The organism is Streptacidiphilus sp. MAP12-16, from assembly GCF_041262165.1.
Classification (GTDB): Bacteria; Actinomycetota; Actinomycetes; order Streptomycetales; family Streptomycetaceae; genus Streptacidiphilus.
This window is the reverse complement of record NZ_JBGCBY010000003.1, coordinates 185493-199678: the sequence shown is the minus strand read 5'-3', so window position 1 is coordinate 199678 and position 14186 is coordinate 185493. Positions and strand designations below refer to the sequence as shown.

Sequence of the window (14186 nt, the reverse complement as noted above, 5' to 3'; positions counted from 1 at the left end):
CGGGTCAGAGCTCGGGTCAGGACTCGGGTCGAGGCTCGGCTCAGGGCTCAGGGCTCAGGCCGGAGCTCGGGTCGAGGCTCGGGCCGGAGCTCGGGTCGAGGCTCGGGTCGGAGCTGGGGGCAGGGCTCGCGGGGCAGGCCGAGGACGCGCTCGGCGATCAGGTTGCGCTGGATCTGGTCGCTGCCGCCGTAGACCGTGTCCGCGCGGGAGAACAGCAGCAGGTGCTGTGCGGCGGTGAGCGGGTAGCCGCCGGGGTCGTGCGCGCCGGGGGCGAGTGCCCCGGTCGGGCCGAGGACCTGCACGGCGAGCTCGCCGAGCCGTTGGTGCCAGTCGCCCCACACCAGCTTGGCCACGGCAGCGGAGCCGGGCTCGGCCGTGCCGAGGGTGCGCAGCGCGTTGCAGCGCATGACATGGAGTTCCGCCCACTGGCGGGTGAGCCGCTCCCGGATGACGGGATCGTCCACCGTGCCGGAGGCCGTGGCGGCGGCGAGGACCGTGTCGAGCTCGCGGGCGTAGCCGATCTGGCGGCCCAGCATGCCGGCACCGCGCTCGAAGGAGAGCAGGTCCATGGCCACCCGCCAGCCGTCGCCGGGACGGCCGAGGACGTGGCCGGCCTGAGCCCGTGCGCCGTCGAAGAAGACCTCGCTGAACTCCGAGGCCCCGTCGAGCTGGCGGATCGGGCGGACGTCGATGCGGCCCGGCTGGTCCATCGGGAGCAGCAACAGGCTGAGGCCGTGGTGGCGCTGCGATCCGCGCTCGGTGCGGGCCAGGACGAAGCACCAGTCGGCCCACTGGGACAGCGAGGTCCAGGTCTTCTGGCCGGTGACCAGCCAGCTGCCGCCGTCCTCGCTCGGAGTGGCCGTGGTGCGGACGGCGGCGAGGTCGGACCCTGCGCCGGGTTCGCTGTAGCCCTGGCACCAGATCTCCTGGCCGCGGGCGATCGGCGACAGGAAGCGTTCGCGCTGGGCGGCGGTGCCGTGGCGCAGCAGGGTGGGGGCGAGCAGGTGCTCGCCGACGATGCCGAGGGGCGCGGGGCCGGCCGCGCGCGCGTACTCCTCGGCCCAGACGACCTGGCGCGAGAGCGAGGGGGCCGGTTCGGGGTCGTCGGCGTCGGTCCAGCCGAGGCCGATCCAGCCGCCCGCGCCCAACTCCCGTTCCCAGGCCCGGCGGCGGTCGGGAGCGGCACTGCTGGGCGTGGCCGCGCGAAGGTCGGCGAACGAGCCGCCGCCCGCGAGCCGCTCCGCGAGCCAGCTGCGGGCGCGTGCGCGGAAGGCGTCGTCCTCGGCGCTGAAGGAGAAGTCCATGCGGTCAGATCTCCTGGGCGTTGGGGCGTTGCTTCGCGGCGGCGGCCTCGGCCATGGCTTCGAGCTGGGCCAGCATCGGCATGGGGTCGACGCCGACCGCTCCGGGAAGGACGTCCGCTATGCGCTGCGGCGTCCAGGAGACGCCCTCCGCGCCGGGCTCCGCGTGGACGGCGCGGATCTCCCGGGGCTGGGCCCAGACGGCGATCTTGGGCCCGGCGACGGTGTAGACCTGGCCGGTCGTCTCGCGGGCCTGCTCGGAAAGGAGGTAGACGACGAGGGCGGCGACGTCCTCCGGCTCGCCGATCTCCTTGAGCTCCATGGGCACGTTGGCGGACATCCGGGTGCGGGCAACCGGCGCGACGCAGTTGGCGGTCACCCCGTACTTGTTGAGGCCGAGCGCGGCGCTGCGGACCAGCGAGATGATGCCGCCCTTGGCCGCGCTGTAGTTGGCCTGGCTGACGCTGCCCGTGTGGTTCCCGCTGGTGAAGCCGATGAGGGTGCCGCTGCCCTGGCGGCGCATCAGGGCGGAGGCGGCGCGGAAGACGGTGAAGGTGCCCTTGAGGTGAGTGGCGATGACGGCGTCCCACTCCTCCTCGGACATGTTGAAGAGCATCCGCTCGCGCAGGATGCCCGCGACGCAGACCGCCCCGTCCAGCCGCCCGTAGGTGTCGACGGCGGTGCGGACGATCCGCTCGCCGCCGGCCATGCTGGAGACGTCGTCGGCGACGGCGACGCCCTCGCCGCCCGCGGCCTGGATCTCCTTGACGACCGCCTCGGCGACCTCGCTGGTGGGATCCGCACCGTCCATCGCGACGCCGTAGTCGTTGACCACGACCTTCGCTCCCTCGGCGGCGCAGGCGAGGGCCACGGCGCGCCCGATGCCCCGCCCTGCGCCGGTCACCGCGATCACCCTGCCGTGCAGAAACTCACCCACGTCGTAGCCCTCCTCAAGAATCTGACGGACCGTTAGATTCTAGGGACGAGACTCCACAGGCAACAGACCTGAGTCACCGTCAGATCAGGTGTCAGATCCATACGGGAGGCCGACCGTGCCCGCACTCACCGACTTCGACGAGTTCCGCGACATCGCCAAGCGCGTCAACAACTGGGGCCGCTGGGGTGTCGAGGACGAGATCGGCACGCTCAACCTGATCACGCCGGACACAGTGCGGGCTGCGGCCGCCGCCGTCCGCACCGGCAAGCGCTTCGCGCTGGCGGTACCGCTGCAGCAGTACGGAGTGCAGACCGGGCTGATCCCCGGCCGGGTGAACCCGCTGCACACCATGGTCGCGCTCAACTGGGAGATGTTCGGACCAGGCGCGATCGCCACCAGCGACGACGTGGTGACGATGGGCCTGCAGGCCGGCACCCACTGGGACGGGCTCGGCCACGTCAGCCACGGCGGCCGCATCTACAACAACCGCCCCGCGGGCAACGCCGTCACCGCCCACGAGGGCGCGGTCCGCAGCGGCGTGGAGAAGGCCCCGCCACTGGTCGGCCGAGGCGTGCTGCTCGACGTCGCCCGTGCGCGGGGCGTGGACCGCCTGCCCGGCGACCACGCCGTCACCCCGGAGGACCTGGAGGCCGCACAGGAGCTGGCTCATACTCAGGTGCGGGCCGGGGACGTGGTGCTGGTACGCACCGGGCAGATCCAGCTCTACCTCGGCGGCGACCGCGACGCCTACGCCTTCCCCTCCCCCGGCCTCTCGCTCCGTACGCCGGAGTGGTTCCACTCCAGGGACGTGGCAGCGGTCGCCGATGACACGCTGACCTTCGAGATCTTCCCGCCGGAGGTCGACGGCCTGTACCTGCCGGTACACGCGCTGCACCTGGTGGAGATGGGAATGATGCAGGGTCAGAACTGGAACCTGGAGCAGCTGGCGGCCGACTGCGCCGAGGACGGCGTCTACGAGTTCCTGCTCTCCGCGCCGCCCGAGCCGTTCACCGGGGGCGTCGGCGCGCCGGTCGCACCCGTCGCCGTGAAGTGACGCCGCCCCAATCGGCGCGGCACGGAGCAGAACGGGTGGCGAGCCGCCGTGCCACCTCGAGCACAGCACGGAGACTCGCCACCCGGCCTCGACGCCTGGGCCCTGACCAGCGTCGAAACGACTCGCACTCGCCAAGGACACAAAAAACGGCACTGCCGTCCGCGCCCTCGACGTCCCCTCGCAACGAATCGCTGAACCCAAGCGTGATCAGGCAGACACGTCACGTCAATGGCTTGTCCGGAATTCGGATTGGTTGCGTACGCTTTCGGACTACTGATCGACTACCGGTCGAGTGTGGACAGACAGCGCCCTGACGTCGGCAACCAGGGATCCACGAACGGCATTTGGCGGGAGAACTCCGGGAACCCGGCGCTGACATGACCTGATTTCGGCCAGAAGCCGTTCACCGGCGGTGCGAGGGTGCGCTTGGGGAATCGGGCCGTGTTGTGGACATAGATACCAATTTCCAGAGTGATGTGCTCACTTGGTCGTTCTATGATCATCTGTACGAACCGCGGTCGTCAACCGACCAACAACTGCTGCAAGGGCGGCTCCGCACCTTCGGCCGGCACCGGGCCCTGCTCCAGCGGGCCCTGCTCCAGCGCCGCGCCCTGCTCCTGGAGCGGTTCCTCCGCCTCGCGCGGCTCGCGTTCGAGCTCGCACCACACCCGCTTGCCCGACCCGTCCGGGAACCACCCCCATCGGTCGCACAGGTTCTCGACCAGCTCCAGCCCGCGCCCGTTGGTCGCCTCGCCCGGAGCATGCCTCGGCTTCGGCGGCTGCCCGCTGACGTCGGCGACCTCGACCCGTACCGGGTGGTGCTCGGCCTCCGCGCCGAGCGGGAACAGCAGCCGCAGCACCGCCGGATTCCCGGTGTGCACCACGGCGTTGGTGACCAGCTCGGACACCACCAGCACCAGTGCGTCGGCGAGCGCCGCGTCCGGATCGAAGCCGCACCCGCTCAACCGCGACCTGGTCCACCGGCGGGCCCGACCGACCTCAGCCGGGTCCGCCTGCACGGCGATCTGCACCTGAAGCACCTGCACCGCTCACACCACCCGTACTTGCGGGATCAGTTGCGCCTCTGGAGCTGTCCAGACCCGCAGACAGCGCGCACGGCGGCGCTCCGTTGCGCATCTGATCCAGGATGATTTGCTCCTACCAGTTCCAACAAGCGCTTCCGGCATATTCCAACATGGTGGCTGCCTCACGGTGCATACTGCCCGCGAAGGGTGCCGTGTCGTTCTGGAGCGTGGGTCCGGCCGAGCATGCCACAGTCCGGTGACAGGCCCTGCCATCCGATCCATGCGCACCCGTGGAGCGTAGCCGAATCGGACCCGGATGCAGCGAGACCGGCGGACGCCCCGCCAGAACCACCCTTCCTACAAGTGTCCGACGAGTCTCCGCGCTCACAACGCCGCCGCCGCTTCTGCCGCGCCCTCGGCGTCGACCGGCGCCACCAGCGCCGCGGCAAGCCGCTCCGCGCACTCCTCCGCCCCGGCGAAGGCGCGCTCATGGACCCACGCCCGCTTCAGCAGCAGATGCACGTCGGCTTCCCAGGTGAATCCCATCCCGCCGAACACCTGCAGGCAGTCCCGCGCGCCGCGCACCGCCGCCTCGTCCGCGAGCAGCTTCGCCCCCGCCACCTCAGCCAGGACGTCGGGAGTGGGCCCGTACGCGTCCAGGCCCACGGCCGCGGCGCGCACGGCGGCCCGGGCCGGCTCCGTCCGCGCCAGTATGTCCGCGCACAGATGCTGCACCGCCTGGAACGCCCCGATGGGTTGGCCGAACTGCTCGCGCTGCTTCGCATACCCGACCGCCGACTCCACCGCCCGCGTGGCCAGGCCCACCTGGAGTGCCGCGGTCAGCAGCATGCCCTCGGCGCGGAGCAGCGCCGGGTCCACCCCGGGCAGCGGCACCCCGCGCGGCAGCGGTCCGGTCACCTCCCAGAGCGGCGTCAGCGGATCGACCGAACGCACCCGCCTGGCCGGCACCTCGGCCGGATCGGCCAGGCGCACCTCCGCCGCGTCAGGGTCCAGCACCAGCACGGCCTGCAACGACGGCAGGCGCTCGACCAGCAACGGCCCGCGTGCCGACGTGCGCGCGAGCACCGCGACGCCGCCCGTCCCACCGGCGTGCACCGCGGCAAGCTCGGTGCCGACCAGCGGCCCGGGCACGAGGGACCGGCCCACCTCCTCGAACGCGAGCACCGCCTCCGCGACCCCGAGGCCGAGCCCCCCGTCCGACTCTGCCGTCCGGAGCGAGAACAGCCCGGCGCCTTCCAACGCCGCCCAGCCGGGGTTCGCGCCCGTCTCGACCGCACCCCGCAACTGCTCGGGGCCAAAGCGTCCGACCAGCAGCTCCCGTAGCCCGCCCCGCAGCGACCGCTGGTCCTCCGTCAGTCGGAAGTCCATCAGGCACCCCTCCCCTTGGGCAGCCCCAGCACCCGCTGCGCCACGATGGTCCGCTGGATCTGCGACGTCCCCGCGGCGATGGTGTAGGAGAGGCCCTGCAGCCGCTGTGCGGTCCAGCTCTCGCTGCCGGTCTCGTCCAGGACCAGCGCCCCCGCGCCCAGCACCTCCGCGGCCAGGTCGTACAGTTCCTGCCTCGCCTCGGAGAAGCGCAACTTGAACACCGACGCCCCCGGCCCCGGCACCCCTCCGCCCTGCGCCTCCGACACGTTCCACTGCACCAGCCGCCAGAGCGCCCCGAACCGTGCCGCCAGCAGGCCGATCCCCCGCCGCAGCCCCGGATCGCCCCACGCGCCGTTGCGCTGCGCCAGCCGGGCCAGTTCCGCGAGCGAGCGGCGGCAGGCCACCACCTCACCCGCGAACGCCGTTCCCCGCTCGAAGGACAGGGTCACCATGGTGACCCGCCAGCCGTCGTTCTCCGCCCCCACGCGGTTGGCCACGGGCACCCGCACCTCGTCCAGGAACAGCTCGGCGAACTCGGTCGTCCCGGTCAGCGTCCGCAGCGGACGGACCGTCACCCCCGGTGCGTCCATGGCCAGGATCAGCCAGCTGATGCCCCGGTGCTTCGGCGCGTCCGGGTCGGTGCGCACCAGCAGCTCGCACCAGTCGGCTACTTCGGCGTGCGAGGTCCAGACCTTGCTGCCGCTGACGACGTACTCGTCCCCGTCCCGCTCGGCGCGGGTCCGCAGCGACGCCAGGTCGGAGCCGGCCCCCGGCTCGCTGAACCCCTGGCACCAGACCTCCGCACCGCTCAGGATCCGCGGCAGGTACCGGCGGCGCTGCTCGGGCGTGCCTTCGGCGGCGATGGTCGGCCCGGCGTGCAGCAGGCCGACGAAGTTGGCGCCGACGTACGGGGCGCCGGCCCGCTCGGTCTCCTCCAGGAAGATCAGATACTCGGCCGGGCTGGCGCCCTTCCCGCCCGCCTCCACCGGCCAGTGCACCCCCGCGTACCCCGCGTCGTACAGCCGCCGCTGCCACGCCGTGTCGTACGCCCGCCGCCCGGGCCAGTCGGCCGGATCGGGCGCCGGCGGCAGCTCCGGCAGCGTCTTCCCGAGCCACTCGCGCAGCCCGCGCCGGAACGCGGCCTCGGCTTCGGTGTCGCGCAGGTCCACGGTCTGCTCCCTGTCGGGTAGATGTGGGGCGGTAGATGTGGGGCGGTAGATGTGGGGCGGTAGATGCGGGGTCTGGTGGATGCCGGGTCTGGTGGATGCGGGGTCTGGTGGATGCGGCCTGGTGACACCCCGAGGAGGGTGCCTCAGCTGCGCAGCGGCCGCCCGTAGGCGTCGAGATGGCGGTCGAGGTCGAGGTCGAGCATCCGGATGGCGTTGCCCCGCATGATCTTGTAGACGACGTCCGGGGGCAGCCCCTCCACGTGGTCGAGAGCCACCGCCTTGGTCTCCGGCCAGGTCGAGTCGACGTGGGGGTAGTCGGTCTCGAAGGTGACGTTGTCGACGCCCACCGTGTCCAGCGAGGCGACCCCGTGCTTGTCGCGGAAGAAGCAGGCGAAGATCTGCCGGTAGTAGTAGGTCGACGGTGGTTCCGGGATCAGGTCCCGGACGCCGCCCCACGCACGGTGTTCCCGCCAGACGTCGTCGGCCCGTTCGAGGGCATAAGGGATCCAGCCCATCTGGCCCTCGCTGTAGGCGAGCTTCAGCCGGGGGAACTTCACCAGCACCCCGGAGAAGAGGAAGTCCGTCATCGACGCCATCGCGTTGTTGAAGCTCAGCGTGGCCTGGACGGCGGGCGGTGCGTCGGGCGAGGCGGCGGGCATCTGCGAGGAGGAGCCGATGTGCATGCAGACGACCGTCCCGGTCGCCTCGCACTCGGCGAAGAACGGGTCCCAGTAGCCGCTGTGGATGCTGGGGAGGCCCAGGTAGGTGGGAATCTCGCTGAAGCAGACGGCGCGCACCCCGCGTGCGGCGTTGCGGCGGATCTCGGTCACGGCCAGCCCCACGTCCCACAGCGGGATCAGGCAGAGCGGGACGAGCCGTCCCGCGCTGTCACCGCACCACTCCTCCACCATCCAGTCGTTGTAGGCGCGGACGCAGGCGAGGGCCACCTCCTTGTCGTGGGCCTCGGCGAAGGTCTGGCCGCAGAAACGCGGGAAGGTGGGGAAGCAGAGCGACGCCTCGACGTGGTTGTTCTCCATGTCGTCGATCCGGGCCTTGGGGTCCCAGCAGCCGCGGCGCATCTGGTCCCTGGTGATGCCCTCGAGGGTCATCTCGTCGCGGTCGAAGCCGACGGCGGCGATGTTCCGCTTGTACGGGAACTTCAGGTCCTCGTAGATCCACCAGTCGGTGGGCGGCCCGTCCGGGTCCATGGTGATCCGGTACTTCCCGCCGACGTAGGCGAGCTCGCCGATGCCCGCGCGCAGCGGCCTGGGGCCACGGTCGCGGTACTTGGCGGGGAGCCAGGTCTCGAAGAGGTGTGCCGGCTCGATCACATGGTCGTCGACGCTGACCACCATCGGCAGGTCGGTCTCCGGTCCGGTCGGGGGCTGCGGCTCGGGGCGGTCCATACGGTCTCCCTCCGAGGTCCGGCTGCCCGAACCCTTTACCTGACGATCCGTCAGATTCAGACTAGTGAGGCAGGGGGTGGGCGGCAAGCACCCCGGGGACCAGGCCGAGGACGGGCGGACGCCACCATGGGCGCACGACGGGAACAACTGCTGGACGACCTGCTCGACCCGGCCCGCACCGCGCTGATCACCTGCGAGTGCCAGAACGGCGTACTGGGCGACCGGGCCGTCTTCCCCGAGCTCGCCCAAGCCGCCGCGAAGACCGGCCTGGTCGAGCACGTTCGCGGGTTGGCCGAGGCGGCGCGCACCGCGGGCGTGCCGGTGCTGCACTGCACCGCGCTGCGGCGTGCGGACGGCCTCGGCGCGAATCGCAACGCGCGGCTGTTCGCGGCGGCGGCCCGAGCCGGGACCGCGCTCACGCCGGGCTCGGCGGCCGCCGCGCTGCACCCCGACATCGGGGCCGACGAGCAGCGGGACCTGGTCCTGCCGAGGCTGCACGGCCTCGGCCCGTTCCAGGACACCGGCCTCGCCTCGGTGCTGCGCAACCTGGGCGTACGGACTCTGGTCTGCGTCGGGGTGTCGGTGAACGTCGCGCTGCTGGAGCTGACCTTCGGTGCCGTGGATGCCGGATTCCAGGTGGTGCTGCCGCGCGACGCCGTGGCGGGCACCCCGCCGGAGTACGCGGAGGCGGTGCTGACGCACACGCTCGCCCTGGTCGCGACGGTCACCGAGGCGGCGGCGGTGGCCGCGCGCTGGAGCGGGGCGCGGCCGGCGACGCCGGAGTCTTGAGGCGGTGGCTGCGGGGTGGGTAGCCTCATCCTGAATCTGACGGCAAGTCAGATGATGGGGAGGCCACCATGACCAGCACCGCCGCGACCGGCACCGCCGCCCGCGACTATCTCGCGGACGCCCGCACGCTCTGGGAGTTGCTGGAGCGCCGGGTCGCGCTGACCCCCGACCAGCCGATGCTCATGCAGGAGATCGAGCCCAGCGAGATCGAGCAGGGCCGGATCGAGCAGGGCCAGGCGGGCGAGCCGGGCCAGGCGGGCGAGCCGGGCCAGGCGGGCGAGCCGGGCCAGGCGGGCGAGCCGGGTCGGGAGGGCGAGCCGGCTCAGGAGGGCGAGCCGGGATCGGCGCGCGACCGCGTGCCGCGCTTCCGGGTGCTCAGCTTCCGCGAGGTCCGCGACCGGGCCGTGCGGATCGCCGCCGGGCTGCGGGAGGCGTACGGCGTCGGCGAGGGCACCCCCGTCGCCTGGCAACTGCCCACCCGTGTCGAGACGGTGCTGGTGTCACTGGCCCTGGCCCGTCTCGGCGCCGTGCAGACGCCGATCATCGCGATCTACCGGGGCGCCGAGGTCGGCCGGATCCTCGACGAGTCCGGCGCGGAGCTGTTCCTCGTGCCCGGCGCCTGGCGCGGCTTCGACTACGTCGCCTTCGCCGAGAAGCTGGGGACGGGCCGGGCCCGCCCGCCGCGGGTCGTCGTGGCCTACGACCAGGCCGGACTGCCGCAGGGCGACCCCTCCACGCTGCCCCCGCCGCCGCGCACGGACCAATCCGACGAGCTGGCCCCGATCCGCTGGATCTACTACACCTCGGGCATCACCTCCGCCCCCAAGGGCGCGCGGCACACCGACCGCACGCTGATCGCCGGGGGCGTCGGCCTGGCCGACGCACTCGACATGGGACCGGAGGACGTCGGCTCGATCGCCTTCCCCTACGCCCACATCGGCGGCCCCGACTACCTGGTGACCATGCTGGTGCACGGTTTTCCGGCCCTGCTGGTGGAAGTGTTCGCGCTACCGGACGTGCTTCCCGGCTACCGGCGCGGCGGCGTCACGATGGCGGGTGGGAGCACGGCCTTCTACGCGGCCTTCCTGGCGGAGCAGCGGAAGCTCCCGCCGGGCGAACGCCTGCTGCCCGACCTGCGGATCATCTCCGGCGGCGGGGCGCCGCGCCCTCCGGAGATGTACCGGGAGGTGGTCGAGGAGTTGGGCTGCGTCCTCGCGCACGGGTACGGGATGACGGAGGTCCCGGCAATCTGCATGGGCTCGCCGCGTGACACGCCTGACCAACTGGCCCACACCGAGGGCCGTCCGGTGACCGGCGTCGAGGTGCGGGTGGTGCGCCTCGACGGCGAGCCGGCTTCGGCGGGCGAGGAGGGGGAGCTGTGGTTGCGCGGGCCGATGGTCTGCCGGGGGTACACCGACCCGGGGTTGACGGAGGAGTGCTTCGCGCCGGACGGGTGGTTCCGAACGGGTGATCTTGGTCACATTCGCCTTGACGGTCATGTGGTGCTCACCGGCCGGCTGAAGGACATCATCATCCGCAAGGGCGAGAACATCTCCGCCAAGGAGATCGAGGATCTGCTCTACCAGGACCCGCGGGTCGGCGAGGTGGCGGTGATCGGTCTACCCGACCCGGTCCGTGGCGAGCGGGTGTGCGCGGTGGTCGAGCGGAGACCGGGCGTGGAGCCGCCGACCCTGGCCGATGTGGCGGCGCGGCTGCGCGCGGCGGGGCTGATGGCCCAGAAGGTCCCCGAGCAACTGGAGGTCGTCGATGCGCTGCCCCGCAACGAGACGCTGCGCAAGATCCTCAAGCATGAGCTGCGTGACCGGTACGCGGCAGAACCGTGGACGGATCCGCGCGGCTGACCCTCTCTCAGACGTTCCCCTCCACCCCGCCGTACGGCCATTCCACGGTCATCCATTGGTATGAGGCTCTTAAACAGCTCCCAGGTAGGCTCAAGCTAAGCTCGCCTCCCGGAATCGCCCCACGCGGCTGCGAAGAAGACGAGAGTCGGCAACCTGCCGGGCTTTCCATGCGTCTTCACCAGCGGATTCCGTCCGAGCAGGGGTCCACCCGACCTCTGCTTACGACGGCGGGAGAGTCCGGAAAGGTCAGCGATGAGTCTCACAGGTACGCCGTTCTTCTTTCTCACCATCGCCCTGGTCGTGTTGGCCGTGGCGGCGATGGTGGCGATCTGGAACCGGATACCGGGGCCGACGCCCGCACGCGTGGCGGCGAGGGTCGGCCTGACAGTGTTCAGCCAGGTAGCGGCGGTACTCATGGTGCTCGTCTATGTGAACAACAGCATGGGCCCCTTCTACGACACCTGGGGCTCGCTGTTCGGTCAGAACGCCGATGTGCAGGTGACCGCGACCGGCTCGAAGAACGCCGGCTCGGGCGACGGCTCGCCCAGCGCGACCGGCGTCTCCGCGCAGAAGTTGAACTTCACCAAGTACAACGACGACGTGCTGCAGGCCAACGCGGTCGGCCCGGAGTCGCACATCAAGGGCGACATGTACGTGTGGCTGCCGCCGCAGTACAACGACCCGGCGTTCGCGCACACCAACTTCCCGGTCGCGGAGCTGCTGCCGGGAACGCCCGGCTCGCCCAAGACCTGGTTCGGTTCCATGCACGCCGACAAAGCCATGATCAAGCTCATGGGCGAGGGCAAGGTCAAACCGATGATCCTGGTCTCGGCCAAGCTCAACATGTTCGGCGGCAGCAAGGACTCAGGCTGCGTCAACCTGCCGGGCGGCTTCCAGACCGCGACCTGGCTGGCCAAGGACGTCCCCACGCTGATGAGGCAGAACTTCAGGGTCGCGGACGACCCCAAGAAGTGGGCGATCCTGGGCTACTCGGCCGGCGGCTACTGCGCGGCGAACCTCACGGTGCAGTACCCGCAGTCCTTCTCCGCAGGCGTGAGCATGTCGGGCTACAACGCCCCCGACGCGGCCGTGGTCGTGAAGGACCCGAAGCTGGCCGCGGCCAACAATCCGCTGCTGCTGCTCCAGAAGGCCAGGCCGCAGCCCGACATCCAACTGCTGATGGAGGGCACCCTCCAGGACGGCAGCACCGTCGCGGACGCCAAGGCGATGCTCAGGGCGCTGCACAACCCGCGTAACAGCCAGCTGCTGACCCTCAGCAAGGGGGACCACACCACGGAGACGTTCATCACCGAGATGACGCCGTCGCTGATCTGGGCCTCGCAGCAGATCGCGGGCTGAGGGCCGGTCCGCTCGACGACGATCTACAGGCCGCGACGGGCGGTGCCGCGCAGGGCGCGCTTCGCCAGCGGCACGCTGCCGCGCGCGGTGCGCCTGAGCGTGCGCGGGAGCGCCTGCAGCGGGCGCAGCCGCTGGTACGCACCCCAGGCATCCCGCTCCACCAGGCGGTACTGGACACCGCGCAGGCCGCCGGGGTACCGGTAGCCGTCCGGCCGCCGGCGGCGGAAGTGCTCGGCGGTGCGGTGGAAGAAGTCGCGGCGCAGCTCGGGCGGGACCAGACCGGGAGTGTCCAGGACGGTCACCGCCTGCTTGACCGTGCGGTCGAACACCAGGCGGCGCAGGGAGGCGGGGATGTCGGGGCGGCGGTCCAGGAAGGCGAAGATCGCGTCGTACTGGGCGAAGGCATCCGCGTGCTTGGGCGAGGCGGTGCTGGTGATCGCACCTTCGCGCGCGCGGCGGTAGAAGTACGCCTCCTGCGGGAGGAAGCCGATCCGCTCGGCGGTGAGCAGCAGCGGGTAGGTGACGGAGAGGTCCTCGTAGTAGCCGTCACCGAAGCTGACGCCGAGCTGCTGCAGGAACTCGCGGCGGACCACCTTGTTCCAGGCGGAGAGGATCATCTGGAGCAGCGCCGGCCGTTCGGCGAGGGTGAAGGCGTCGGGAGCGCCGTCCATCAGGCCGCGCCAGGTGTCGGGTTCGATGCTGCCGTCGGGGTAGGTCCGGGCGAAGCCGGTGATCAGAACGTCGAGCGGTGCCTGGGGGCAGGCCGCGGCCAGCCGGTCGGCGACGGCTTCGACCGCGCCCTCCGCGAGCCAGTCGTCGCTGTCGACGAACCAGACGTACTCGCCGGTGGCCAGCGGGAGGCCGGCCTCGCGCGCGCCGCCCAGGCCCCGGTTCTCCGTCAGGTGCAGCACGGTGAGCCTCGGGTCGCGTGCGGCGTACTCGTCCAGGATGGCTCCCGAGGCGTCGGGCGAGCAGTCGTCGACGGCGATGACCTGCAGTCCGGGCAGGCGCGCGGCGTCGGTGGCGAGCACGGAGTCCAGGCAGCGCGGCAGATAGTCGGCGACCCCGTACACGGGCAGGACGATGGAGAGGGTCACTGCGTTCACGACGGGGTCTCACTCCAGGGGCCGGGGGACGAGCGCTCCCGAGCCTACTGGCCGCCGCTGGGGGACGTGGCAGGGGCCGCCCCCACTCCGGAGCGGCAAGCGGAGTCGCAGGGCGCCGCGAGCCCGTCCTGGATCTTCAGCACCCTCCTAGGCGCTCTGGGCCAGGCGCGGAGGGGGAACCCGCGTCGGCCGTGCCTTGGGCACGTTCGCGGGTTCGGCGGTCGCCGACGCCAGGTCCGGGTGGATGTCGAACAGGCGCCGGATGCCGAGGGCGGTGAAGACCCGGTGCACCTCCGCGCAGTCCGCCCGGTCCCGCACATCCGGCAGGACCAGCCGCAGCTCGCCCGAGCAGGACCGCATCAGCCGCCGGGCGGCGATGAGCACGCCCACCCCGCTGGAGTCGCAGAAGCGCACCGCGCTCAGGTCGAGGACGAGGCTGCGCCGCCCCGCCGCGACGACCTGGCGCACCTGCTCCCGGATCACCGCTCCGGAGAGCAGGTCGATCTCCCCCGTCACGCGCAGCAAGAGCCAGCTGTCGTGTGCCTCGGACGTCACTGTCAGTGTGGTCACGCTGTGCCGCGATTCTCGGTTGTCGGGTCGGTTGTCGGGGCAGATGGTCCGCAACGGGACAGGAGTGGAACGCGAACGGTCACGGAGAGTCTATGACGGACCCTCAGGTTAGCCGGAGCGGACGTCGGATGGCACCCCGCCTCGACCCGGGGGCGCACGGGGGTGGGTAAGCGCCGGGGTGGAGAGTTTCAACAAACAGGCGTGCGCCCACCCAGGTGA

At 71.6% G+C, this 14186-nt stretch carries 12 protein-coding genes; 4 read left to right on the top strand and 8 right to left on the bottom strand.

Annotation, left to right across the window (positions count from 1 at the left end; genetic code table 11):
• Positions 1-47: 47 nt before the first annotated feature.
• A complete protein-coding gene (locus ABIA33_RS04800; RefSeq protein ID WP_370077274.1) occupies positions 48-1304 on the bottom strand; it encodes an acyl-CoA dehydrogenase family protein in 1257 nt (418 codons plus the stop codon).
• Positions 1305-1308: 4 nt separating this feature from the next.
• The gene (locus tag ABIA33_RS04795; RefSeq protein WP_370077272.1) at positions 1309-2238 is read right to left on the bottom strand and encodes an SDR family oxidoreductase; all 930 of its coding nucleotides are present in this window, start codon (positions 2236-2238) and stop codon (positions 1309-1311) included.
• 115 nt (positions 2239-2353) lie between these two features.
• Between ABIA33_RS04795 and ABIA33_RS04790 the strand changes: the two genes are divergently transcribed.
• Positions 2354-3292 carry a cyclase family protein gene (locus tag ABIA33_RS04790; RefSeq protein WP_370077270.1) on the top strand — a complete coding sequence of 313 codons (939 nt, stop codon included), beginning with the start codon at positions 2354-2356 and terminating at the stop codon, positions 3290-3292.
• Between the two features lie 521 nt (positions 3293-3813).
• On the opposite strand, the gene ABIA33_RS04785 is transcribed toward ABIA33_RS04790, so the two are convergent.
• From ABIA33_RS04785 to ABIA33_RS04770, 4 genes are all read right to left on the bottom strand, one after another.
• Positions 3814-4338 (bottom strand): ATP-binding protein, encoded by a 525-nt coding sequence (locus ABIA33_RS04785; protein ID WP_370077268.1) that lies wholly within the window; start codon positions 4336-4338, stop codon positions 3814-3816.
• Between the two features lie 363 nt (positions 4339-4701).
• A complete protein-coding gene (locus ABIA33_RS04780; RefSeq protein ID WP_370077266.1) occupies positions 4702-5706 on the bottom strand; it encodes an acyl-CoA dehydrogenase family protein in 1005 nt (334 codons plus the stop codon).
• On the bottom strand, positions 5706-6875 hold the full coding sequence (locus ABIA33_RS04775; protein WP_370077264.1) for an acyl-CoA dehydrogenase family protein: 1170 nt from the start codon (positions 6873-6875) through the stop codon (positions 5706-5708). The genes ABIA33_RS04780 and ABIA33_RS04775 overlap by 1 nt, the downstream gene beginning before the upstream one ends.
• Before the next feature lie 143 nt (positions 6876-7018).
• Positions 7019-8281 (bottom strand): amidohydrolase family protein, encoded by a 1263-nt coding sequence (locus tag ABIA33_RS04770; RefSeq protein ID WP_370077261.1) that lies wholly within the window; start codon positions 8279-8281, stop codon positions 7019-7021.
• 126 nt (positions 8282-8407) lie between these two features.
• Between ABIA33_RS04770 and ABIA33_RS04765 the strand changes: the two genes are divergently transcribed.
• From ABIA33_RS04765 to ABIA33_RS04755, 3 genes are all read left to right on the top strand, one after another.
• Positions 8408-9070 carry a cysteine hydrolase family protein gene (locus ABIA33_RS04765; protein ID WP_370077259.1) on the top strand — a complete coding sequence of 221 codons (663 nt, stop codon included), beginning with the start codon at positions 8408-8410 and terminating at the stop codon, positions 9068-9070.
• A gap of 68 nt (positions 9071-9138) precedes the next feature.
• A complete protein-coding gene (locus tag ABIA33_RS04760; protein WP_370077257.1) occupies positions 9139-10932 on the top strand; it encodes an AMP-binding protein in 1794 nt (597 codons plus the stop codon).
• A 252-nt stretch (positions 10933-11184) separates the two neighbouring features.
• Complete coding sequence (locus ABIA33_RS04755) at positions 11185-12291, top strand: alpha/beta hydrolase (RefSeq protein WP_370077255.1); 1107 nt, start codon at positions 11185-11187, stop codon at positions 12289-12291.
• Positions 12292-12314: 23 nt separating this feature from the next.
• Here ABIA33_RS04755 and ABIA33_RS04750 read toward each other — a convergent pair whose 3' ends face one another.
• Positions 12315-13397, bottom strand: coding sequence for a glycosyltransferase family 2 protein (locus ABIA33_RS04750; RefSeq protein ID WP_370077253.1), 1083 nt, complete (start codon positions 13395-13397; stop codon positions 12315-12317).
• A 147-nt stretch (positions 13398-13544) separates the two neighbouring features.
• Complete coding sequence (locus ABIA33_RS04745) at positions 13545-13967, bottom strand: STAS domain-containing protein (RefSeq protein WP_370077251.1); 423 nt, start codon at positions 13965-13967, stop codon at positions 13545-13547.
• Between the last annotated feature and the right edge of the window lie 219 nt (positions 13968-14186).